This is a genomic window from Pseudomonas sp. HD6422 (genome assembly GCF_025377065.1).
Taxonomy (GTDB): domain Bacteria; phylum Pseudomonadota; class Gammaproteobacteria; order Pseudomonadales; family Pseudomonadaceae; genus Aquipseudomonas; species Aquipseudomonas putida_U.
The window spans coordinates 32861-53449 of the sequence record NZ_JAHWIW010000011.1 but is presented as its reverse complement, the minus strand read 5'-3'; the positions used below and the strand labels follow the sequence as shown (position 1 = coordinate 53449).

Below are 20589 nucleotides of genomic sequence, written 5' to 3'. Positions count from 1 at the left end.
CATGAGAGCTGGTCCAGGAAGAGATCGTCGCCATGTCCCAGTCGCCATCCCTGCATCAACTACAAGAGCCCACCCCATTTCTGCGCCGCCACCTGGGGCCCGACGCCCAGGAGCAGCAGGCCATGCTCGGTACGCTGGGTCTGTCCAGCCGCGATGAGCTGATCGAGCAAACCGTCCCCCCTGGCATTCGTTTCAATCGCGCCCTCGATCTGCCGCCGGCCCTGGACGAACAGGCTGCCCTGGCCAAGCTGGCTGGCTACGCCGAGCAGAACCAGGTGTGGACCAGCCTGATCGGCATGGGTTACCACGGTACCATCACCCCTACGGTCATCCTGCGCAACGTGTTGGAAAACCCAGGCTGGTACACCGCCTATACGCCCTATCAACCGGAAATCGCCCAAGGCCGCCTGGAGGCGTTGCTGAATTTCCAGCAAATGGTCATCGACCTGACTGGCCTGGCCCTGGCCAATGCCTCGTTGCTCGATGAAGCCACCGCCGCCGCCGAGGCCATGGCTCTGGCCAAGCGGGTGGCGCGCAACAAGAGCAACGCCTTCTTCGCCGATGAGCACTGCCATCCGCAGACCCTTTCCGTGCTCAAGACCCGCGCCGAGGGCTTTGGCTTCGAGCTGATCGTCGACAGTGTCGACAACCTGGCCAAGCATTCGGTCTTCGGCGCCTTGCTGCAGTATCCGGATACCCACGGCGAGGTACGCGACCTGAGGCCGCTGATCGACCAGTTGCACGCCCAGCAGGCCTTGGCCTGCGTCGCCGCCGATCTGCTCAGCCTGGTGGTTCTGGCGCCTCCGGGCGAGCTGGGGGCGGACGTGGTGCTGGGTTCATCCCAACGCTTCGGGGTGCCGATGGGCTATGGCGGGCCCCATGCGGCTTATTTCGCCTGTCGAGACGACTACAAGCGGGCGATGCCCGGACGGATCATCGGCGTGTCCCGTGATGCGCGCGGCAATACCGCCCTGCGCATGGCCCTGCAGACCCGCGAGCAACACATTCGCCGCGAGAAAGCCAACTCCAATATCTGCACAGCCCAGGTACTGCTTGCCAATATCGCCGGTTTCTACGCGGTCTATCACGGTCCCGAGGGGCTGCGGCGCATCGCCCAGCGTGTCCATCGGCTCACCTTCATCCTCGCCGCTGGCCTGCAAGCCAAGGGCATCAAAAGGCTCAACCAGCACTTCTTCGACACGCTCACCCTCGAGGTCGGCGGTGCTCAGGCGGCGATCATCGAGAGCGCCTCGGCAGCGCGGATCAACCTGCGGATTCTCGGCCGTGGCCACCTGGGCGTGAGCCTGGACGAAACCTGCACCGAACAGACCGTGCTGCGCTTGTTCGATATTTTCCTCGGCGTCGATCATGGACTGGACATCGCCGCTCTCGATCAGCAGGCCTTGCCAGAGGGCATACCGGCGGCGTTGGTCAGGCGCTCGGCGTTTCTCAGCCACCCTGTGTTCAACCTGCACCACAGCGAAACCGAAATGCTGCGCTACCTCAAGCAGCTGGAGAACAAGGACCTGGCGCTGAATCAGTCGATGATCCCGCTCGGCTCCTGCACCATGAAGCTCAACGCCACCAGCGAAATGATCCCCATCACCTGGCCCGGCTTCGCTTCATTGCATCCTTTCGCCCCGGCGTCCCAGGCGGTGGGGTACAAGGCGATGATCGACGAACTGGAGAGCTGGTTGTGCGCCATTACCGGATTCGACGCCATCTGCATGCAGCCCAACTCCGGTGCGCAGGGCGAGTATGCCGGGCTCATGGCGATCACCCGTTACCACCGTAGCCGGCATCAGTCCAAGCGCACGGTGTGCCTGATTCCAGCTTCGGCGCATGGCACCAATCCGGCCTCGGCGCAGATGGCCGGCATGGAGGTGGTCATCGTTGAATGCGATGAGGACGGCAACGTCGACCTCGACGATCTCAAGGCCAAGGCTCAGGCCGCCGGCGAGCGGCTGTCGTGCCTGATGGTGACCTATCCTTCGACCCATGGCGTGTATGAAGAGGGTATCCGGGAAATTTGCGAGGTGGTGCACCAGCACGGCGGGCAGGTGTACATGGACGGTGCCAACCTCAATGCCCAGGTCGGTCTGGCACGACCGGCGGACATCGGTGCCGATGTTTCGCACATGAATCTGCACAAGACCTTCTGCATTCCCCATGGCGGCGGCGGGCCGGGCATGGGGCCGATTGGCGTGCGCGCTCACCTCACGCCCTTCGTCGCCAGCCATCCGGTGGTTCCAGTGCCTGGTCTGGACCCGAACAACAGCGCGGTCAGCGCTGCGCCCTGGGGCAGTGCGAGCATTCTGCCGATCAGTTGGATGTACATCGCCATGATGGGACCGCAACTGGCCGATGCCAGCGAGGTGGCGATTCTCTCGGCGAACTACCTGGCCGGACAACTGGGCGGTGCCTTCCCGGTGTTGTACCGCGGGCGCAACCAACGCGTGGCCCATGAATGCATCCTCGATCTGCGCCCGCTCAAGGCGCAGACCGGGATCAGCGAAGAGGACGTGGCCAAGCGGCTGATGGACTATGGCTTCCATGCACCGACCATGTCGTTTCCGGTCCCCGGCACTTTGATGGTAGAGCCCACCGAAAGCGAGTCGAAAGCCGAGTTGGACCGTTTCATCGAGGCGATGCTGGCCATTCGCGAAGAGATCGGTCTGGTCCAGGACGGCACGTGGCCGGCCGAGGACAATCCGCTCAAGCACGCGCCACATACCCTGGCCGATGTGCTGGCGCCGTGGGACCGCCCGTATGGCTTGGAGCGCGGTATCGCGCCCAGTGCTCACGTGCGCCAGCATAAGTATTGGCCAGCGGTGAACCGGGTCGACAATGTCTATGGCGATCGTAATCTGTTCTGCGCGTGCGTGCCGCTGGAGGCGTATCGCTGAAGGCGATGGGGGCTTAGTCGGCCACCGCGTTCCTGGCCAGGATGGCGTTCGCCAGTTCCATGTCGGTGGCTTGCAGATCAGGTTGCTCGGCGCGCACCTGGCGCATTGCCGCCTCGAGGAACGGGCCGCGGATCTGACCGTCGCTGGCGACGAAGCTGCCGGCATCGTCCTGGGCGGCCATGACCAGCTTGTGATCACGGGAGGTGATGTAGGACGTGGCGGTGGTCGCGCCAGACGTCATGACATTGCGCCAGAAGGTGTCGGCCACGGCGGAGCCGAGAGGCAGGGAGACCAGGGCAGCGGCGGCGACGAGGGTGTTGAGACGCATGGTGAATTACCTCTGATGATGAGGGCGATTGGGTGCCGGTTAGTCATGTTGGTCCGGGCCAAGTTCCTCGTTCACAAGGATATTTTGTTCAGCCACAGACCCGCATGATTTCGCTTTCGCAGGTTGTCCCGCAGGCCACCTTGAGCTCCCCGCAGGCGCGCAGGTCCAGCATTCCCTCGGCCCGTGCCTGCTGGCGCAATCTGGTCAGGTCGGTGCCTGGCCCGATCAGGGTGCGTAGCCCGTCGCTCATCACCAATACCTCGTACAACCCGGTACGCCCCTGGAACCCCGTACCACGGCAATCGCGGCAGGCCTGGCCGTCGGTGGTGGCCCCGCAGCCCAGGCAATGGCTGCACAGTCTGCGCACCAGGCGCTGGGCCATGACGCCGATCAGCGTGGCCTTGATCAGGTAGTCGGCCACACCCAGTTCCTGCAGGCGGATGACCGCGCCACAAGCATCCTGGGTATGCAGCGTGGACAGCACCAGGTGCCCGGTCAGTGCCGCCTGCACCGCCACTTGGGCGGTTTCGCGGTCGCGAATCTCGCCGATCATGATGATGTCCGGGTCCTGGCGCAGCAGGGCGCGCACGCCGTTGGCGAAGCCAAGGTCAAGGCTCGGCTGGACCTGCATCTGGTTGAAGGCCGGCTCCAGGCGTTCGATGGGATCCTCGATGGTGCACAGGTTGACCTGCGGCGTGGCCAGTTGCCGGAGGCTGGTGTACAGCGTACTGGTCTTGCCAGAGCCGGTGGGCCCGGTGACCAGAACGATGCCTTGGCGCCGGGCCAGCAGGGCTTGCCACTGCGCCCGTTGCTCGCCTTCGAGCCCGAGTTGTGCAAAGCCTTGCTCAGGCTGTTGGCTGTCGAACAGGCGCAGCACCAGCTTTTCGCCAAAGGGGGTGGGCAGGCTGGACAGGCGCAGCTCGACCTCGCTACCGCCCGACAGCCGACGCTTGACGCGGCCATCCTGCGGCCTGCGTTTTTCCGCCACGTCCATGCGTGCCAGGTGCTTGAGGCGGCTGACCAGCGCCACGGTCACGCTCGGTGGGAACCGGTACACGGTGTGCAGCAGTCCGTCGATGCGGTAGCGCAGGTGGCCCTGGTCGCGGCGGGGCTCGAGGTGGATATCGCTGGCGCGTTGATCGAGGGCGTACTGCACTAACCAGTCGACGATGTGCACGATATGCGCATCGTCGGCGCTGGCATCGGTCTGGCGCCTGCCCAGTTCCAGCAGTTGCTCCAGCTCGCCCAGGCTGGCGGCTTGTTGGTGCTGGGCGCCCTGCACCGAGTGGGCCAGGCGCAGCAGGGACTGCGCCAGTTCGCGCAATTGCAGCGGGCTGGCCAGTACGCGGCGAATCGGTTTGCCGAGGCTACGCGACAGGTCGGCCTGCCAGTCGTCCTGATAAGGCTGGGCGCTGGCGATGGTCACGGCGTCCGCATCGGCGGCCACGGCAAGAATGCCGTGGCGTTGGGCGAAGGCGGGCGACATCAGGCCGCTGACCTGGGTCAGGTCGATGCGTAGCGGATCGATGCGCAGGTAAGGCTGGCCGACCTTCTCGGCCAACCATCGACACAGGCGCTCGAGATCCAGCGGCTGGCCGGGTCGCTGGCGGTCCGCCAGGCGGGCGGCGGCAATGGCTTCCAGGGGGTGGGCGGCGGGGCGGTTGTTGGCCTGTTGCAACACGTGCAGGATGTCGTTGGCATCGAGATGCTGGTCGGCCAGCAGGGCATCGAGCACGCGGTGTAGATCGAGGGCGTGGTTGTGGGGATCGTGCATATCGGCGTCCGTGCCAGGTAGCGGGTGACTGAAGGCTAGTCGGCGATGCTGGACGCGAGGTGTTGAAACCGTTTCTGGGCGTTGCCGGGCCTTCAGACAGCGGCCAGTTCCACACGGGCCAGGTTGTCCAGGCTGACCTCGCAGACGCAGATCAGGTTGCGCATTTTTTGCGCGATCACCTGTGCCCGATGCCAGCTCAGGCCCGCAACGCCAACCTCGATGTCGAGCAGGTCCTCTCGCTGGCTGACCTGCACCCTGTGGGGCGTCAGGAACTGCAGGGCGAAAAGGTTGAGCACGCGGCACAGGGTGTCGGGCTCGGCTTCGGCCTGCAGCCTGTAGTTGACTGTGCCGTGGTGGGCTGAGGCGGCCCAGACGTCGGTACGGGGCGAGGGGCGTTCGAGTGCGTTCATGCTGGTCTCCGCGAATGTGCGAGAAATTCTTGCACGCGGATCGGGGTATTTCTTCGCTATGATTCGATGAAAGTCCCTATTACGCGAATTGAACTAGTCGCCGAACATGATCCTGGAGAAAGAACGATGCAAAGCGTGTTGGATGCTTACGACCGGCGTATTCTCGAACTGCTGCAGGAGGATGCTTCGCTGTCCAGCGCACAGATTGCCGAGCGAGTAGGACTTTCCCAGTCACCGTGCTGGCGGCGCATCCAGCGGTTGAAGGAGGAGGGAGTGATTCGGGGTCAGGTGACCTTGCTCGACCGCAAGAAGGTTGGGCTGAACACGCAGATTTTCGCTGAAGTGAAGCTCAACGCCCATGGGCGCTCCAACTTTACCGAGTTCACCGAGGCGATCCGTGGCTTTCCCGAGGTATTGGAGTGCTATGTGCTGATGGGATCGGTGGATTTCCTGTTGCGTATCGTCACGTCGGATATCGAAGCGTATGAAAGGTTCTTCTTCGAAAAATTGTCGAACGTGCCGGGAATACAGGAGGTGAACTCGATCGTGGCATTATCCGAGATCAAGTCCACCACCACTTTGCCGCTATCGCGCTGAACCCATCAGCCTTTGAGCAGGTGCTTCCAGCCGCGGCTCTGGTCGACTGCTCGAGCCTGCTCGACACGCGCTTCCAGCAGCTCGTCGCTCAGTGGTTGTTCGGCCAGTTCGTGCAGTTTTTTCAGGTCGCCATACAGGCGGTCCATCTGCGGCGCGTCGAGCACCTGGCGGGCATGGTGCAGCCAGGCCAGCAGTTGTTCGATGCGTGGCAGTTGCTCGGCCAGGTCTTCGGGGCGCTGGGTGTACAGCGGCAGTTTCAGTGCACGGCCTTCCTCGCCCAGCAGGTGCGCCAGCCAGCCGGCCAGTTGCGCCTTACCCTGGCGTTCGCCACGGCCCTTGCGCTCGGCGGTCCAGGCGCGGGCCAGCAGCCAGCGCGAGGTGTTCAGGGAGAACTGGCCCCAGCGCACGTCTTCGAGCTCTTCGCTGAACTGCTCGGGCGCGACGCGGCGGACATCTTCGTCGTCATTGCCGGCCTGGACCAACGGACGCCAGTCTTCGAGCAAGGTATCCAGGCTGCTGCGCAGCTCGCGGGTGGTCGCCCGCGGCGCCGCCTGGCCCAGGCTGGCGACCAGCGCGCGCAGTTCGCTCAGGCACTGCACCCAGTCCTGCAGCAGGCGCCAGTGGCCGTTGTGGCGATACTGCTCGGCCAGGCGCTGGCTGCTGCCCAGCAACTGCCAGGCGAGCGCGGCAAAAGCATCGTCCAGGGCCATTTCCGCGTCCAGTTCGGTAGTGGGCAGGCTCAGGTCGTAGCTGTTGGGCTCGAGCAGGCGGTAGCCGCGTTCGGCCTTGCTGATATCGCAAGGCATCAGCGGCAGGCTGGCAGCAAGCTCCGAAGCCAGCTCCAGCAGGGCCTCCGGTGCGCCTTCACGGAGCTCCAGTTCCAGCTCGCAGATTTCTTCCTTGCGCTTGCCGGCAATCACGAAACCTTGGTCCAGCGCGGCTTCGATCACGACTTTGCTCTTGCCACGGCCCCAGGCGATCTCGGCGTATTCGCGGGTGAAGTCGGTGGTGAACAGTGGCTTGATGGTTTTCTTGTCGAGGCCGGCCAGTTGTTCTGGCCAGCAGGTGGCATCGAGCTTTTTCAGGTCCAGCTTGACTTTATCCAGCTGCCATTCGAATTCGTTGCGCTCGGACAGGCCGGCGACGCTCTGGCCGCGACACTTGAGGGTCTGGATGATGACTTCGCCGTCGCGGCGCAGGCGCAGGGCGACACGGGCGGCGCTGAGGTCGCGCGCGGGAGTGTCGAAGTACTGGTTGAGCAGTTCGCGGGTCTGCCAGCCTGACTTGTTGCGCTTCTTCAGCAGGGGGTGCTCGCGCAAGGCGGCGAGGGTCTCGCGGCTGGCGCGGAGCTTGAGTTCGGTTTCTTTGTGCATCGCAGGCTCGAAGGAGGGGCGTGATGCTGCAGAGTCTACAGGAGTCGGCAGTGGGCTGCCGGATTGCGCTGCTTTCTTCATCGGCTTGCCCTGCCAGAGCACGGCATTGTTATGATGGGCAACGCATCAGAGGAGTACGCGCATGCCGTTGCCGACACTGAAAGAGCAGTTCGCCGCACTGATCGCCGCGCCCTCGGTCAGTTGCACGCAGCCTTCGCTGGACCAGTCCAACCGCCAGGTGATCGACCTGCTGGCCGGCTGGCTGGAGGACCTGGGCTTCAGCTGCGACATCCAGCAGGTCAGCCCAGGCAAGTTCAACCTGCTCGCCAGCCGTGGTACCGGCCCTGGCGGTCTGGTACTGGCCGGCCATAGCGATACCGTGCCCTACGATGAGCAACTGTGGAGCAGCGACCCGCTGAAGCTGACCGAGACCGATGGTCGCTGGGTTGGCCTGGGAAGCTGCGACATGAAAGGCTTCTTCCCGCTGATCATCGAGGCCGTGCTGCCGTTGCTGGCGCAGGATTTCAAGCAGCCGCTGTTGATTCTCGCGACCTGCGATGAAGAAAGCTCCATGTCCGGCGCCCGTGCCCTGGCGGCGGCCGGCCAGCCACTCGGCCGGGCGGCGGTGATCGGTGAGCCCACTAGCCTGCGGCCGATCCGCATGCACAAGGGCATCCTCATGGACCGCATCGATATCCTTGGGCGCAGCGGTCATTCCTCCGACCCGAGTCTGGGCCACAGTGCCCTCGAGGCCATGCACACGGTGATGGGCGAGCTGATGGGTCTGCGTCGCCTGTGGCAGGAAACCTACCGCAATCCGCAATTCACCGTCCCCACGCCGACCATGAATTTCGGTTGCATCCACGGCGGCGACAACCCCAACCGCATCTGTGGCCAGTGCGCCCTGGAGTTCGATCTCCGCCCGCTGCCGGGCATGGATGTCGAGCAACTGCGCGCCGCCATCGGTGAGAAGCTCCGACCAGTGGCCGAGCGCCATGAAGTGCGCATCGACTATGCGCCGCTGTTCCCCGCGGTACCGCCGTTCGAGCAGGTGGCCGACGCCGAGCTGGTGCGCGTGGCCGAGCGGCTGACCGGACATCGCGCCGAGGCGGTGGCATTCGGCACCGAAGCGCCTTATCTTCAGCAACTGGGTTGCGAGACCATCGTGCTCGGCCCCGGCGACATCGCCTGCGCCCACCAACCGGGCGAATACCTTGAAATGTCACGTATCGAGCCTACCGTGCGTCTATTGCGTGACCTGATCAGGCACTATTGCCTGCAGTAAACGTCCATCGAGTTGTTTCGTATTTGCCTAGAGGAGACCACGCGTGACCGCAAGCCTGTTCCGACGATGATCCTGAACGCCGTGTGACTCACCGTTCTCCGTCCACTTTATCCACAGGCCCTGTCATGCCCGAATACGTCAACTGGTTGCGTCATGCCTCCCCCTACATCAATGCCCATCGCGACTGCACCTTCGTGGTCATGCTTCCCGGCGATGGGGTGGAACATCCCAATTTCGGCAATATCGTCCACGATCTGGTACTGCTGCACAGCCTCGGTGTGCGGCTGGTACTGGTGCATGGCTCGCGCCCACAGATCGAAAGCCGCCTGGCTGCCCGTGGCCTGACCCCGCACTACCACCGGGGGCTGCGCATCACCGACGCGTCCACGCTGGACTGCGTGATCGACGCGGTCGGTGCGCTGCGCCTGGCCATCGAGGCGCGACTGTCGATGGACATCGCCGCCTCGCCGATGCAGGGCTCGCGCCTGCGCGTGGCCTGCGGCAACCTCGTCACCGCGCGGCCGATCGGCGTGGTCGAGGGAGTCGATTACCACCACACCGGCGAAGTTCGTCGGATCGACCGCAAGGGCATCGGCCGTCTGCTCGATGAGCGTTCGATCGTGCTGCTTTCGCCGCTGGGCTATTCGCCGACCGGCGAGATCTTCAACCTGGCCTGCGAAGATGTCGCCACCCGCGCGGCGATCGAGCTGGGGGCCGACAAGCTGCTGCTGTTCGGTGCCGAGTCGGGGCTGCTCGACGACAAAGGCAATCTGGTCCGCGAGCTGCGCCCGCAACAGGTGCCTCAGCATCTGGCGCGTCTGGGCAGCGATTACCAGGGCGAGCTGCTCGATGCCGCCGCCGAGGCGTGCAAGGGTGGGGTGCCGCGTAGCCATATCGTCAGCTACGCCGAAGATGGTGCGCTGCTGACCGAGCTGTTCACCCGCGGCGGTGGCGGTACCCTGGTGTCCCAGGAGCAATTCGAAGTGGTGCGCGAGGCGACCATCGACGATGTCGGCGGCCTGCTGGAGCTGATCAGCCCGCTGGAAGAGCAGGGCATCCTGGTTCGCCGCTCACGGGAGGTGCTGGAGCGTGAGATCGAACAGTTCAGCGTGGTCGAGCGCGAAGGGATGATCATCGCCTGTGCGGCGCTGTATCCGATCGCCGATTCCGAAGCCGGCGAACTGGCCTGCCTGGCGGTGAATCCGGAGTACCGTCATGGCGGGCGCGGCGATGAGTTGCTCGAGCGCATCGAGAGCCGGGCGCGGCAGTTGGGCCTCACGACCCTGTTCGTGCTCACCACGCGCACCGCTCATTGGTTCCGCGAACGCGGCTTCGTGCCCAGCGGTGTCGAGCGGCTGCCGTCGGCACGGGCCTCGCTGTACAACTATCAGCGTAATTCGAAGATTTTCGAGAAGTCTCTGTAAGCCTGTACCGACCTCTTCGCGGGGCAAGCCCGCTCCCACTGAGAACTCACCGGATTGAAATCCCGTGCAGTGACTGTGTGAGCGGGCTTGTCCGGCGAAAAGGCCGGTGCGGTCGCGAACGAAAAACGCCGCCCTTGTGGGCGGCGTTCTTGCTTACACGGTATGCAGGTACCAGTTGTACTCGAGGTCGGAGATCGAGTGTTCGAACTCCTCCAGCTCGCTCTCCTTGCACGCGACGAAGATGTCGATGTACTTCGGATCGATGTACTTGTTGAGGATCTCGCTGTCGTCCAGCTCGCGCAGGGCATCGCGCAGGTTGTTCGGCAGACTCTGCTCCAACTGCTCGTACGAGTTGCCTTCGATCGGTTCGCCCGGTTCGATCTTGTTGGTCAAACCGTGGTGCACGCCCGCAAGCACCGCTGCCATCATCAGGTACGGGTTGGCGTCGGCACCGGCCACGCGGTGTTCGATGCGCACGGCGTCCGGCGAGCCGGTCGGCACGCGCAGGGCCACGGTGCGGTTGTCCAGACCCCAGCTCGGTGCGTTCGGCACGTAGAACTGGGCGCCGAAGCGGCGATACGAGTTGACGTTCGGGCAGAGGAACGCCATGGACGCGGGCAGGGTCTCGAGCACACCGCCGACAGCGTGACGTAGCGCGGCGTTCTGCTCGGGATCCTCGCTGGTGAAGATGTTGTTGCCATCTTTGTCCAGCACGGAGATGTGAACGTGCAGGCCGTTGCCTGCTTGCCCTGGGTAGGGCTTGGCCATGAACGTGGTGTCCATTTCATGGTCGTAGGCGATGTTCTTGATCAGGCGCTTGAGCAGCACTGCGTAGTCACAGGCCTTGAGCGGGTCGGCGACGTGGTGCAGGTTGACTTCGAATTGGGCCGGGGCGCTTTCCTTGACGATGGCGTCTGCCGGAATGCCCTGCTCCTTGGCACCTTCGAGGATGTCCTGGAGGCAGTCGGCGTATTCGTCGAGGTCGTCGATCAGGTAGACCTGGGTCGATTGCGGACGCTTGCCGGAAATCGGCGAGCGTGGCGGCTGCGGGCGACCATTCACGTTCTCCTGGTCGATCAGGTAGAACTCCAGTTCGAATGCGGCGCAGATGGTCAGGCCCATGTCGGTGAACTTGCTCACCACCTGACGCAGCACTTCGCGCGGGTCGGCGAAGAACGGCTCGCCTTCGAGCTCGTGCATGGTCATCAGCAGCTGAGCGGTGGGGCGCTTCTGCCAGGGCTCGTTGGAGAGTGTGTCGGGGATCGGATAGCAGATGCGGTCGGCATCGCCGATATCCAGGCCCAACCCGGTACTTTCGACGGTGGAACCGTTGATGTCCAGGGCAAACAGGGAGGCAGGCAGGTTGATGCCTTTCTCGTAAACCTTGTGGAGGCTGGTGCGCTCTATGCGCTTGCCACGCACCACACCATTCATATCTGCAATCAGAAGGTCAACGTAGAGAACCTCAGGATGTTCCTTAAGGAACGCGTTCGCTTCGTTAAGCTGAACGGCACGCGGGGGTACCGACATGATGCAACACCTTTGTTGTTAAAAATATCAATCAAGGGGGGCTTGCAGGTCCAGTCAATCGAAAAGACATACTGATGTCAAGCCAACCCCATGATGCCCTGAAATGGCACATCGACGGCAGATTTGCTGCATATCGGGGCGTACCATTATCCGCTATTTCGCCTGTGTAGGGCTATCTCCGACAGTCCGTGTTTTATTTTTTACGGAGGTGTTGTGTAAAAAAATGAACAAGGCTAAGCTCGGTCACAACCCAGAACACAATAATACGAGGGTCACATGGTCCGCTTCTCGCGACCTGAAAGCGCTGCCTGCGCAGTGCAGTCGGGTGAATTCGCCGTACTTGCCCGCCTTCGAGGCGCGCTACCTACGCTGGCCGCAATAATTGACGGAAATGGCCATCAGGCCTCACGTCGACGTGACCCTTCGCACGCTCCAACCTCTTTCTGCCCAATCTGCTCATCCGAGGTACTCTGTTTTTCAGTGTATCCACTGTGCTCCTGCGCGGGGGTTTTTGCTTTAGCAATGTACTCCATCCAGAATCAACGCGCGGACCACCTTACCTCCTGAGGTATTTATGAGTAACAACCTCGACCAGCTCACCGATTGGTTGAAAGAGCACAAGATCACCGAAGTCGAATGCCTGATTAGCGACCTGACCGGCATCACCCGCGGCAAGATCTCGCCCACCAACAAGTTCATCGCCGAAAAAGGCATGCGCCTGCCTGAGAGCGTGCTGCTGCAGACCGTGACCGGCGACTATGTCGACGACGACATCTACTACGAACTGCTCGATCCGGCCGACATCGACATGATCTGCCGGCCCGACGAGGATGCGGTGTTCCTGGTGCCTTGGGCCATCGAGCCGACCGCCCAGGTGATCCACGACACCTACGACAAGAAGGGCAACCCGGTCGAACTGTCGCCGCGCAACGTCCTGAAGAAGGTGCTCAAGCTGTATGCCGACAAAGGCTGGCAGCCCATCGTCGCGCCGGAGATGGAGTTCTACCTGACCAAGCGCAGCGAAGACCCGGACTTCCCTCTTCAGCCGCCGGTAGGCCGCTCCGGGCGCCCGGAAACCGGTCGTCAGTCGTTCTCGATCGAGGCGGCCAACGAATTCGATCCGCTCTTCGAAGATGTCTACGACTGGTGCGAACTGCAGCAGTTGGACCTCGACACGTTGATCCATGAGGACGGCACCGCGCAGATGGAAATCAACTTCCGTCACGGCGACGCCCTGCACCTGGCCGACCAGATCCTGGTGTTCAAACGCACCATGCGCGAGGCCGCGCTCAAGCACAACGTGGCCGCGACCTTCATGGCCAAGCCCATGACCGGCGAGCCCGGCAGCGCCATGCACCTGCACCAGAGCGTGGTCGACGTGGCCACCGGCAAGAACATCTTCTCCAATGAAGATGGCAGCATGAGCGAGCTGTTCCTGCACCACATCGGCGGTCTGCAGAAGTTCATCCCCGAGGCGCTGCCGCTGTTCGCGCCCAACGTCAACTCATTTCGCCGCTTCCTGCCCGACACCTCGGCACCGGTGAACGTCGAGTGGGGCGAGGAAAACCGCACCGTCGGCCTGCGTGTGCCGGATGCCGGGCCGCAGAGCCGCCGGGTCGAGAACCGTCTGCCGGGTGCCGACGCAAACCCCTACCTGGCCATCGCCGCCAGCCTGTTGTGTGGCTACATCGGCATGGTCGAAGGCATTGCCGCCAGCGCGCCGGTACAGGGTCGGGGCTACGAGCGACGCAACCTGCGCTTGCCGTTGACCATCGAGGACGCCCTTGAGCGCATGGAAAACAGCCGTGCGCTGGTGCAGTACCTGGGCAAGAAATTCATCACCGGCTACGTCGCCACCAAGCGCGCCGAGCACGAGAACTTCAAACGCGTCATCAGCTCCTGGGAGCGAGAGTTCCTGCTGTTCGCCGTCTGATCAACCCTGAGGCCGCCCGGCGGTGGCCGCTGGAAACTGGAGAGGCACATGAGCGTCAACAACCCGCAAACCCGTGAATGGCAAACCCTGAGCGGCGAGCATCACCTTGCACCTTTCTCTGACTACAAGCAGTTGAAGGAGAAGGGCCCGCGCATTATCACCAAGGCGCAGGGTGTGCATTTGTGGGACAGCGAAGGGCACAAGATCCTCGATGGCATGGCTGGCCTGTGGTGCGTGGCGGTGGGCTATGGTCGTGAAGAGCTGGTGCAGGCGGCCGAGAAGCAGATGCGCGAATTGCCGTACTACAACCTGTTCTTCCAGACCGCCCACCCGCCAGCGTTGGAGCTGGCCAAGGCGATCACCGAGGTGGCGCCCGAAGGCATGACCCATGTGTTCTTCACCGGCTCCGGCTCAGAAGGCAACGACACCGTACTGCGTATGGTCCGCCATTACTGGGCGCTCAAGGGCAAGCCGCACAAGCAGACGATCATTGGCCGCATCAACGGCTATCACGGCTCGACCGTCGCCGGCGCCAGCCTGGGCGGGATGAGTGGCATGCATGAACAGGGCGGCCTGCCGATCCCGGGCATCGTGCACATCCCGCAACCTTACTGGTTCGGCGAAGGTGGCGACATGACCCCGGACGCGTTCGGCATCTGGGCGGCCGAGCAGTTGGAGAGGAAGATTCTCGAAGTGGGCGAAGACAACGTCGCCGCCTTCATTGCCGAACCGATCCAAGGCGCCGGTGGCGTGATCATTCCGCCCGATAGCTACTGGCCGAAGATCAAGGAAATCCTCGCCAAGTACGACATCCTGTTCGTCGCCGACGAGGTGATCTGCGGATTCGGTCGCACCGGCGAGTGGTTTGGCTCGGACTACTACGATCTCAAGCCCGACCTGATGACCATCGCCAAGGGTCTTACCTCCGGTTACATCCCCATGGGCGGTGTGATCGTGCGTGACAAGGTGGCCCAGGTACTCAGCGAAGGCGGCGACTTCAATCACGGCTTCACCTATTCCGGCCATCCGGTTGCAGCTGCGGTGGGCCTGGAAAACCTGCGCATCCTGCGCGATGAAGGGATCGTCGAGCGCGCTCGCACGGAAGTGGCACCCTACTTGCAAAAACGACTGCGTGAGCTGCAGGACCACCCACTGGTGGGCGAGGTGCGCGGCCTGGGCCTGCTCGGTGCGATCGAACTGGTCAAGGACAAGGCGACTCGAAGCCGTTACGAAGGCAAAGGCGTGGGCATGGTCTGCCGCAACTTCTGCTTCGACAACGGCCTGATCATGCGCGCGGTAGGCGACACCATGATCATCGCGCCGCCTCTGGTGATCAGCCGCGAGGAAGTCGATGAGTTGGTGGAAAAGGCACGCAAGTGCCTGGATCTGACGCTAGAAGCGATCAAATGATCAGCTGCTAGGCTAGCAAAGTGACATTAAGTCGTTACAGGGGGCTGCTTTCCTTGAAACAGCGCCTTGTAACTTGCCAGACTAACGGCTGTTTCAGTCGCCCAGCGCTTGCACCATGGGACCTGGCTGCTGAACAGATGGCTAAATAAAAATTCTGGAGCATTACGCATGAAGAAAATGGGCAAGACGTTGCTGGCCGCCGCCCTGATGGGTGCCATGGCGACCGCTGTGCAGGCTGAGGACAAAGTGCTGAACGTCTACAACTGGTCGGACTACATCGCACCGGACACCATCGCCAAGTTCGAGAAGCAGACCGGTATCAAGGTCAAGTACGACGTTTTCGACAGCAACGAAACCCTGGAAGCCAAGCTGCTGGCCGGCAAGTCCGGTTACGACATCGTGGTGCCGTCCAACAACTTCCTGGCCAAGCAGATCAAGGCCGGTGTGTATCAGGAACTGGACCGTTCCAAGCTGCCGAACTGGAAGAACCTGGACGAGGACCTGCTCAAGGCCGTGGGTGATGCCAGCGACCCAGGCAACAAGCACGCCTTCCCGTACATGTGGGGCTCCATCGGCATCGGCTACAACCCTGAGAAGGTCAAGGCCGCGCTGGGCGTGGACAAGATCGACTCGTGGGATGTCGTGTTCAAGCCGGAGAACATCGCCAAGCTCAAGAGCTGCGGCGTGAGCTTCCTCGATGCCCCGACCGAGATGCTGCCCGCTGCGCTGCATTACCTGGGCCTGCCGACCGACAGCACCAAGAAGGCAGACCTGAAGGCCGCCGAGGACCTGTTCCTGAAAATTCGTCCTTCGATCACCTACTTCCACTCGTCCAAGTACATCGGCGACATGGCCAACGGCAACATCTGCGTAGCGGTGGGCTACTCGGGTGACCTGGAGCAGTCCAAGGCCCGTGCCCACGAAGCCGGCGACAAGGTCAAGGTCGACTACGTCATTCCGAAAGAAGGCGCCGGTACCTTCTACGACATGGTCGCCATGCCCAAGGATGCCGAGCACAAGGAAGCCGCCTACAAGTTCATGGACTTCCTGATGCAGCCGGAAATCATGGCCGAAATCACCAACGCCGTGCGCTTCCCTAACGGTAACAAGGCCGCTACCGAGTTCGTCGACAAGGAAATCACCAGCGACCCAAGCATCTATCCGCCAGCTGAGGTGAAGAAACAGCTGTATGCGATCGCTGCCCCTGAAGCAGCGGCCCAGCGTCTGATCACCCGCAGCTGGACCAAGATCAAATCGGGCAAGTAAGCCCGATGCGGTGCCCTCTGGGCCGGGTTTTCCCGCCCAGAGGCAGTTAAAGGCAATTCATGATTGCGGCATCGAAGCTGCGAAGGTAAGTTGCGCGCCGGTTTTGCGTGAGCGGTCGCGCCCAGGCCTGTAAACATGCCGCCACCGAAGGCACTGATTGTGAGGACCACCCACTTGTCTATTTCTGTATTTCGCAAGGCCTTGATGGCTGGAGCGGGCCTGACGCTGGCATGCAGCGTCCAAGCGGCGCCTACGGTGCACCTGTACAATTGGTCCGACTACATTGGGCCGAACACCCTCGAAGACTTCCAGAAGGCCACTGGCATCACGCCCGTGCAGGATGTGTTCGACTCCAACGAGACGCTCGAAGGCAAACTGCTGGCCGGCAACACCGGCTACGACGTGGTCGTGCCGTCCAACCATTTCCTCGGCAAGCAGATCAAGGCGGGCGCGTTCCAGAAGCTCGACAAGAACCTGCTGCCCAATTATTCCAACCTGGATCCGGCGTTGATGAAGCGCCTCGAGAAGAACGATCCGGGCAACCAGTATGCCGTTCCCTATCTGTGGGGCACCAACGGCATCGGTTACAACGTCGACAAGGTCAAGGCCGTGCTGGGCGTCGATCACATCGACTCCTGGGCGGTGCTGTTCGAGCCTGAGAACATGAAGAAGCTGTCCACCTGTGGCGTGGCCTTCCTCGACTCGGCCGATGAAATGCTTCCCGCGGTGCTGCAGTACATGGGTCTGGATCCCAACAGCCGCGATCCCAAGGACTACAAGAAGGCTGAGAAGAAGCTGCTGGCGGTCCGTCCCTACGTGACCTACTTCCACTCATCCAAGTACATCTCCGACCTGGCCAACGGCGATATCTGCGTCGCGGCAGGTTTCTCCGGCGATGTGTTCCAGGCCAAGTCCCGCGCTGAAGAGGCGAACAAGGGCGTGAACCTGGCCTACGCGATTCCCAAGGAAGGCGGCAACCTCTGGTTCGACGTACTGGCGATCCCCAAGGATGCCAAGAACGTCAAGGAAGCCCATGCACTGATCGACTACCTGCTCAAACCTGAGGTGATCGCCCAGGTCAGCGACTATGTCGGTTATGCCAACCCCAACCCCAAGGCTGGCGACCTGATGGATCAGGATGTGAGAACCGACCCTGCGGTCTATCCAGCGAAGGAAGTGCTGGACAGGATGTTCGTCAATGCTGAGTTGCCCCCCAAGGTGCAACGTCTGATGACCCGTAGCTGGACCCGAATCAAGTCGGGCAAGTAACAACTATCCAGGCCCGCCGCCTGCCTTGCGAAACAGGCGCGGGCACACAAATCTTGTTGGGAGTTTCACTCATGGCAGTTGCCTCCGGTGCCTATAAGAAAGCCCTCGAGGGTGACCAGCAACCCAAGCAGGTGCTGGTCAAGATCGATCGGGTCACGAAAAAATTCGACGAAACGGTCGCCGTGGACGATGTTTCCCTGGAAATCCGCAAGGGTGAAATCTTCGCCCTGCTGGGCGGGTCCGGTTCCGGTAAGTCGACGCTGCTGCGCATGCTGGCCGGCTTCGAGCGCCCGACCGAGGGGCGTATTTTCCTCGATGGCGTGGACATCACCGACATGCCGCCCTACGAGCGGCCGATCAACATGATGTTCCAGTCCTACGCGCTGTTCCCGCACATGACCGTGGCGCAGAACATCGCCTTCGGCCTGCAGCAGGACAGGATGCCCAAGGCCGAGATCGACGCGCGCGTCGCCGAGATGCTCAAGCTGGTGCACATGACCCAGTATGCCAAGCGCAAGCCGCACCAGCTGTCCGGTGGCCAGCGCCAGCGGGTGGCCCTGGCGCGCTCGCTGGCCAAGCGGCCCAAGTTGCTGCTGCTCGATGAGCCGATGGGCGCGCTGGACAAGAAGCTGCGCTCGCAGATGCAACTGGAGTTGGTGGAGATCATCGAGCGCGTTGGCGTGACCTGTGTGATGGTGACCCACGACCAGGAAGAGGCCATGACCATGGCCCAGCGCATCGCCATCATGCACCTGGGCTGGATTGCCCAGATCGGCTCGCCGGTGGACATCTACGAGACCCCCACCAGCCGCCTGGTGTGCGAGTTCATCGGCAACGTCAACCTGTTCGAGGCCGAAGTCATCGACGATGCCGAGGGGCACGCGATCATCGCCTCGCCCGAGCTCGAGCGTAAGATCTACGTCGGTCACGGCGTCTCGACCTCGGTCGAGGACAAGCACATCACCTATGCACTGCGCCCGGAGAAGATGCTGGTGACCACCCAGCAACCGGACTTCGAGTACAACTGGTCGCGCGGCAAGGTTCACGACATCGCCTACCTGGGTGGCCACTCGGTGTTCTACGTCGAGCTGCCGAGCGGCAAGATCGTCCAATCCTTCGTCGCCAACGCCGAACGCCAGGGCGCCCGCCCGACCTGGGGCGATGAAGTGTACGTGTGGTGGGAAGACGACAGCGGCGTGGTACTGCGGTCATGAAACTGCGCAAGCTCAAGCGAGCCTTCCAGCGCATTACCCCGCAGGGGCGGCACCTGGTGATCGGTGTGCCGTTCATCTGGCTGTTCCTGTTCTTCATGCTGCCGTTCTTCATCGTGCTGAAGATCAGCTTCGCCGAAGCCGACGTGGCCATCCCGCCATATACCGAGATTTACAGCTACGTCGAGGACAAGGTCCAGTTGGTGCTGAACCTGGCCAACTACGGGTTGCTGACCGACGATGAGCTGTACATCTCGGCCTACCTCGGTTCGTTGAAGATGGCGTTCTTCAGCACCTTGCTGTGTCTGCTGATCGGCTACCCGATGGCCTATGCCATCGCCAATGCCAAGAAGGAGACCCAGACGGTCCTGCTGTTGCTGATCATGATGCCGACCTGGACCGCGATCCTGATCCGCGTCTATGCCTGGATGGGTATTCTCAGCAACAACGGCTTGCTCAACGGCTTCCTGATGTGGCTCGGATTGATCGACCAGCCGCTGCAGATCCTCAACACCAACCTGGCGGTGTACATCGGCGTGGTCTATTCGTACCTGCCGTTCATGATCCTGCCGCTGTTCGCCAACCTGGTTAAGCACGACCCGAGCTTGCTCGAGGCTGCGTCCGACCTGGGCTCGAGCACCTTCAACAGCTTCTGGAAAATCACCGTACCGCTGTCGAAGAACGGCATCATCGCCGGCTGCATGCTGGTGTTCATCCCGGTGGTGGGCGAGTTCGTGATTCCTGAGCTGCTGGGCGGCCCGGAAACCCTGATGATCGGTAAAGTGCTGTGGCAGGAATTCTTCAATAACCGTGACTGGCCGGTGGCCTCGGCCTTGGCAGTGGTGATGCTGTTGATCCTGATCGTGCCGATCCTGCTGTTCAACCGTAGCCAGGCCAAAGAGATGGAGGGCAGGGCATGAAGCGCTTCAGTTTCTCCAAGCTGATGCTGGTGCTCGGCTTGCTGTTCATTTACCTGCCGATGCTGATCCTGGTGATCTATTCGTTCAACGCCTCGAAGCTTGTGACGGTGTGGGGTGGCTGGTCGGTGAAGTGGTACGTCGGCCTGCTCGACAACACCCAGCTGATGGGTTCGGTGATGCGTTCGCTGGAAATCGCCTGCTACACCGCGGTAGCTGCGGTGGCGTTGGGCACCCTGGCGGCGTTCGTGCTGACAAGGGTCACCCGCTTCAAGGGGCGCACGCTGTTCGGTGGCTTGGTCACCGCGCCGCTGGTGATGCCCGAGGTGATCACCGGCCTGTCGCTGTTGCTGCTGTTCGTGGCCATGGCGCAGATGATCGGCTGGCCCGAGGAGCGAGGCATCGTCACCATCTGGATCGCCCACACCACGTTCTGCGCGGCCTATGTGGCGGTGGTGGTATCGGCACGCCTGCGTGAGTTGGACCTGTCGATCGAGGAAGCGGCCATGGACCTGGGTGCCAAGCCGTGGAAGGTATTCTTCCTGATCACCATCCCGATGATCGCGCCGTCCCTGGCGGCTGGTGGGATGATGTCCTTCGCCCTGTCGTTGGACGACCTGGTACTGGCAAGCTTCGTGTCCGGGCCGGGCTCGACCACGCTGCCGATGGAGGTGTTCTCGGCTGTGCGCCTGGGCGTGAAGCCGGAGATCAACGCCGTGGCCAGTCTGATCCTGCTGTCGGTATCGATAGTGACCTTCCTGGTCTGGTACTTCAGCCGCCAGGCCGAGGAACGCCGTCGTAAAGCCATTCAGCAAGCCATCGAGGAGGGCGCTGCGGCCAACGCTTCGCAGCCGCAGGTCAAGCGCCCGGTCCAGGCAGCAGCTTCGGCCTGATCGGCCTGTTCGCGGGTAAACCCGCTCCTACAGGGTCATGTGCAGTTTTCAAGACCTGCGCAG

The 20589-nt window shown here is 62.4% G+C and carries 16 protein-coding genes; 11 read left to right on the top strand and 5 right to left on the bottom strand.

Annotated elements, in window-relative coordinates; all coding sequences use genetic code 11:
• The first annotated feature begins 32 nt into the window (after positions 1-32).
• Complete coding sequence (gene gcvP, locus KY379_RS10140) at positions 33-2906, top strand: aminomethyl-transferring glycine dehydrogenase (RefSeq protein ID WP_261239182.1); 2874 nt, start codon at positions 33-35, stop codon at positions 2904-2906.
• A gap of 13 nt (positions 2907-2919) precedes the next feature.
• Here the strand turns inward: gcvP and KY379_RS10135 are convergent, their stop codons facing one another.
• The 3 genes from KY379_RS10135 to KY379_RS10125 all read right to left on the bottom strand — a co-directional run bounded on the left by KY379_RS10135 (position 2920) and on the right by KY379_RS10125 (position 5418).
• Positions 2920-3234, bottom strand: coding sequence for a DUF2388 domain-containing protein (locus KY379_RS10135; protein WP_133325266.1), 315 nt, complete (start codon positions 3232-3234; stop codon positions 2920-2922).
• Between the two features lie 88 nt (positions 3235-3322).
• Positions 3323-5008 (bottom strand): GspE/PulE family protein, encoded by a 1686-nt coding sequence (locus KY379_RS10130; protein WP_261239180.1) that lies wholly within the window; start codon positions 5006-5008, stop codon positions 3323-3325.
• Between the two features lie 92 nt (positions 5009-5100).
• Positions 5101-5418, bottom strand: a complete 318-nt coding sequence (locus tag KY379_RS10125) for a hypothetical protein (protein WP_133325262.1) — start codon at positions 5416-5418, stop codon at positions 5101-5103.
• Between the two features lie 126 nt (positions 5419-5544).
• Between KY379_RS10125 and KY379_RS10120 the strand changes: the two genes are divergently transcribed.
• The gene (locus KY379_RS10120; RefSeq protein ID WP_133325260.1) at positions 5545-6015 is read left to right on the top strand and encodes an Lrp/AsnC family transcriptional regulator; all 471 of its coding nucleotides are present in this window, start codon (positions 5545-5547) and stop codon (positions 6013-6015) included.
• A 5-nt stretch (positions 6016-6020) separates the two neighbouring features.
• Here KY379_RS10120 and KY379_RS10115 read toward each other — a convergent pair whose 3' ends face one another.
• Positions 6021-7388, bottom strand: coding sequence for an inorganic triphosphatase (locus KY379_RS10115; protein ID WP_261239175.1), 1368 nt, complete (start codon positions 7386-7388; stop codon positions 6021-6023).
• A gap of 142 nt (positions 7389-7530) precedes the next feature.
• On the opposite strand from KY379_RS10115, the gene argE reads away from it, so the two are divergent.
• Positions 7531-8673, top strand: coding sequence for an acetylornithine deacetylase (argE, locus tag KY379_RS10110; protein WP_261239173.1), 1143 nt, complete (start codon positions 7531-7533; stop codon positions 8671-8673).
• A gap of 125 nt (positions 8674-8798) precedes the next feature.
• Positions 8799-10097 (top strand): amino-acid N-acetyltransferase, encoded by a 1299-nt coding sequence (gene argA / locus KY379_RS10105; RefSeq protein WP_133325254.1) that lies wholly within the window; start codon positions 8799-8801, stop codon positions 10095-10097.
• 153 nt (positions 10098-10250) lie between these two features.
• On the opposite strand, the gene KY379_RS10100 is transcribed toward argA, so the two are convergent.
• Positions 10251-11627: a glutamine synthetase family protein gene (locus tag KY379_RS10100; RefSeq protein ID WP_133325252.1), complete on the bottom strand. Its 1377-nt coding sequence runs from the start codon at positions 11625-11627 to the stop codon at positions 10251-10253.
• A gap of 574 nt (positions 11628-12201) precedes the next feature.
• Here KY379_RS10100 and KY379_RS10095 point away from each other — a divergent pair.
• The 7 genes from KY379_RS10095 to KY379_RS10065 all read left to right on the top strand — a co-directional run bounded on the left by KY379_RS10095 (position 12202) and on the right by KY379_RS10065 (position 20526).
• Positions 12202-13560, top strand: coding sequence for a glutamine synthetase family protein (locus KY379_RS10095; protein WP_133325250.1), 1359 nt, complete (start codon positions 12202-12204; stop codon positions 13558-13560).
• A gap of 48 nt (positions 13561-13608) precedes the next feature.
• Positions 13609-14970 carry an aspartate aminotransferase family protein gene (locus KY379_RS10090; RefSeq protein ID WP_133325248.1) on the top strand — a complete coding sequence of 454 codons (1362 nt, stop codon included), beginning with the start codon at positions 13609-13611 and terminating at the stop codon, positions 14968-14970.
• Between the two features lie 168 nt (positions 14971-15138).
• Positions 15139-16236 (top strand): polyamine ABC transporter substrate-binding protein, encoded by a 1098-nt coding sequence (locus tag KY379_RS10085; protein ID WP_196171308.1) that lies wholly within the window; start codon positions 15139-15141, stop codon positions 16234-16236.
• 174 nt (positions 16237-16410) lie between these two features.
• Complete coding sequence (locus KY379_RS10080; RefSeq protein ID WP_261239157.1) at positions 16411-17505, top strand: polyamine ABC transporter substrate-binding protein; 1095 nt, start codon at positions 16411-16413, stop codon at positions 17503-17505.
• Between the two features lie 71 nt (positions 17506-17576).
• Entirely contained in the window at positions 17577-18719 is a 1143-nt protein-coding gene (gene potA, locus KY379_RS10075) for a polyamine ABC transporter ATP-binding protein (protein WP_261239156.1), read from the top strand.
• Positions 18716-19636: an ABC transporter permease subunit gene (locus KY379_RS10070; protein ID WP_133325240.1), complete on the top strand. Its 921-nt coding sequence runs from the start codon at positions 18716-18718 to the stop codon at positions 19634-19636. The genes potA and KY379_RS10070 overlap by 4 nt, the downstream gene beginning before the upstream one ends.
• Positions 19633-20526 (top strand): ABC transporter permease subunit, encoded by an 894-nt coding sequence (locus KY379_RS10065; RefSeq protein WP_133325238.1) that lies wholly within the window; start codon positions 19633-19635, stop codon positions 20524-20526. The genes KY379_RS10070 and KY379_RS10065 overlap by 4 nt, the downstream gene beginning before the upstream one ends.
• Positions 20527-20589: the final 63 nt, after the last annotated feature.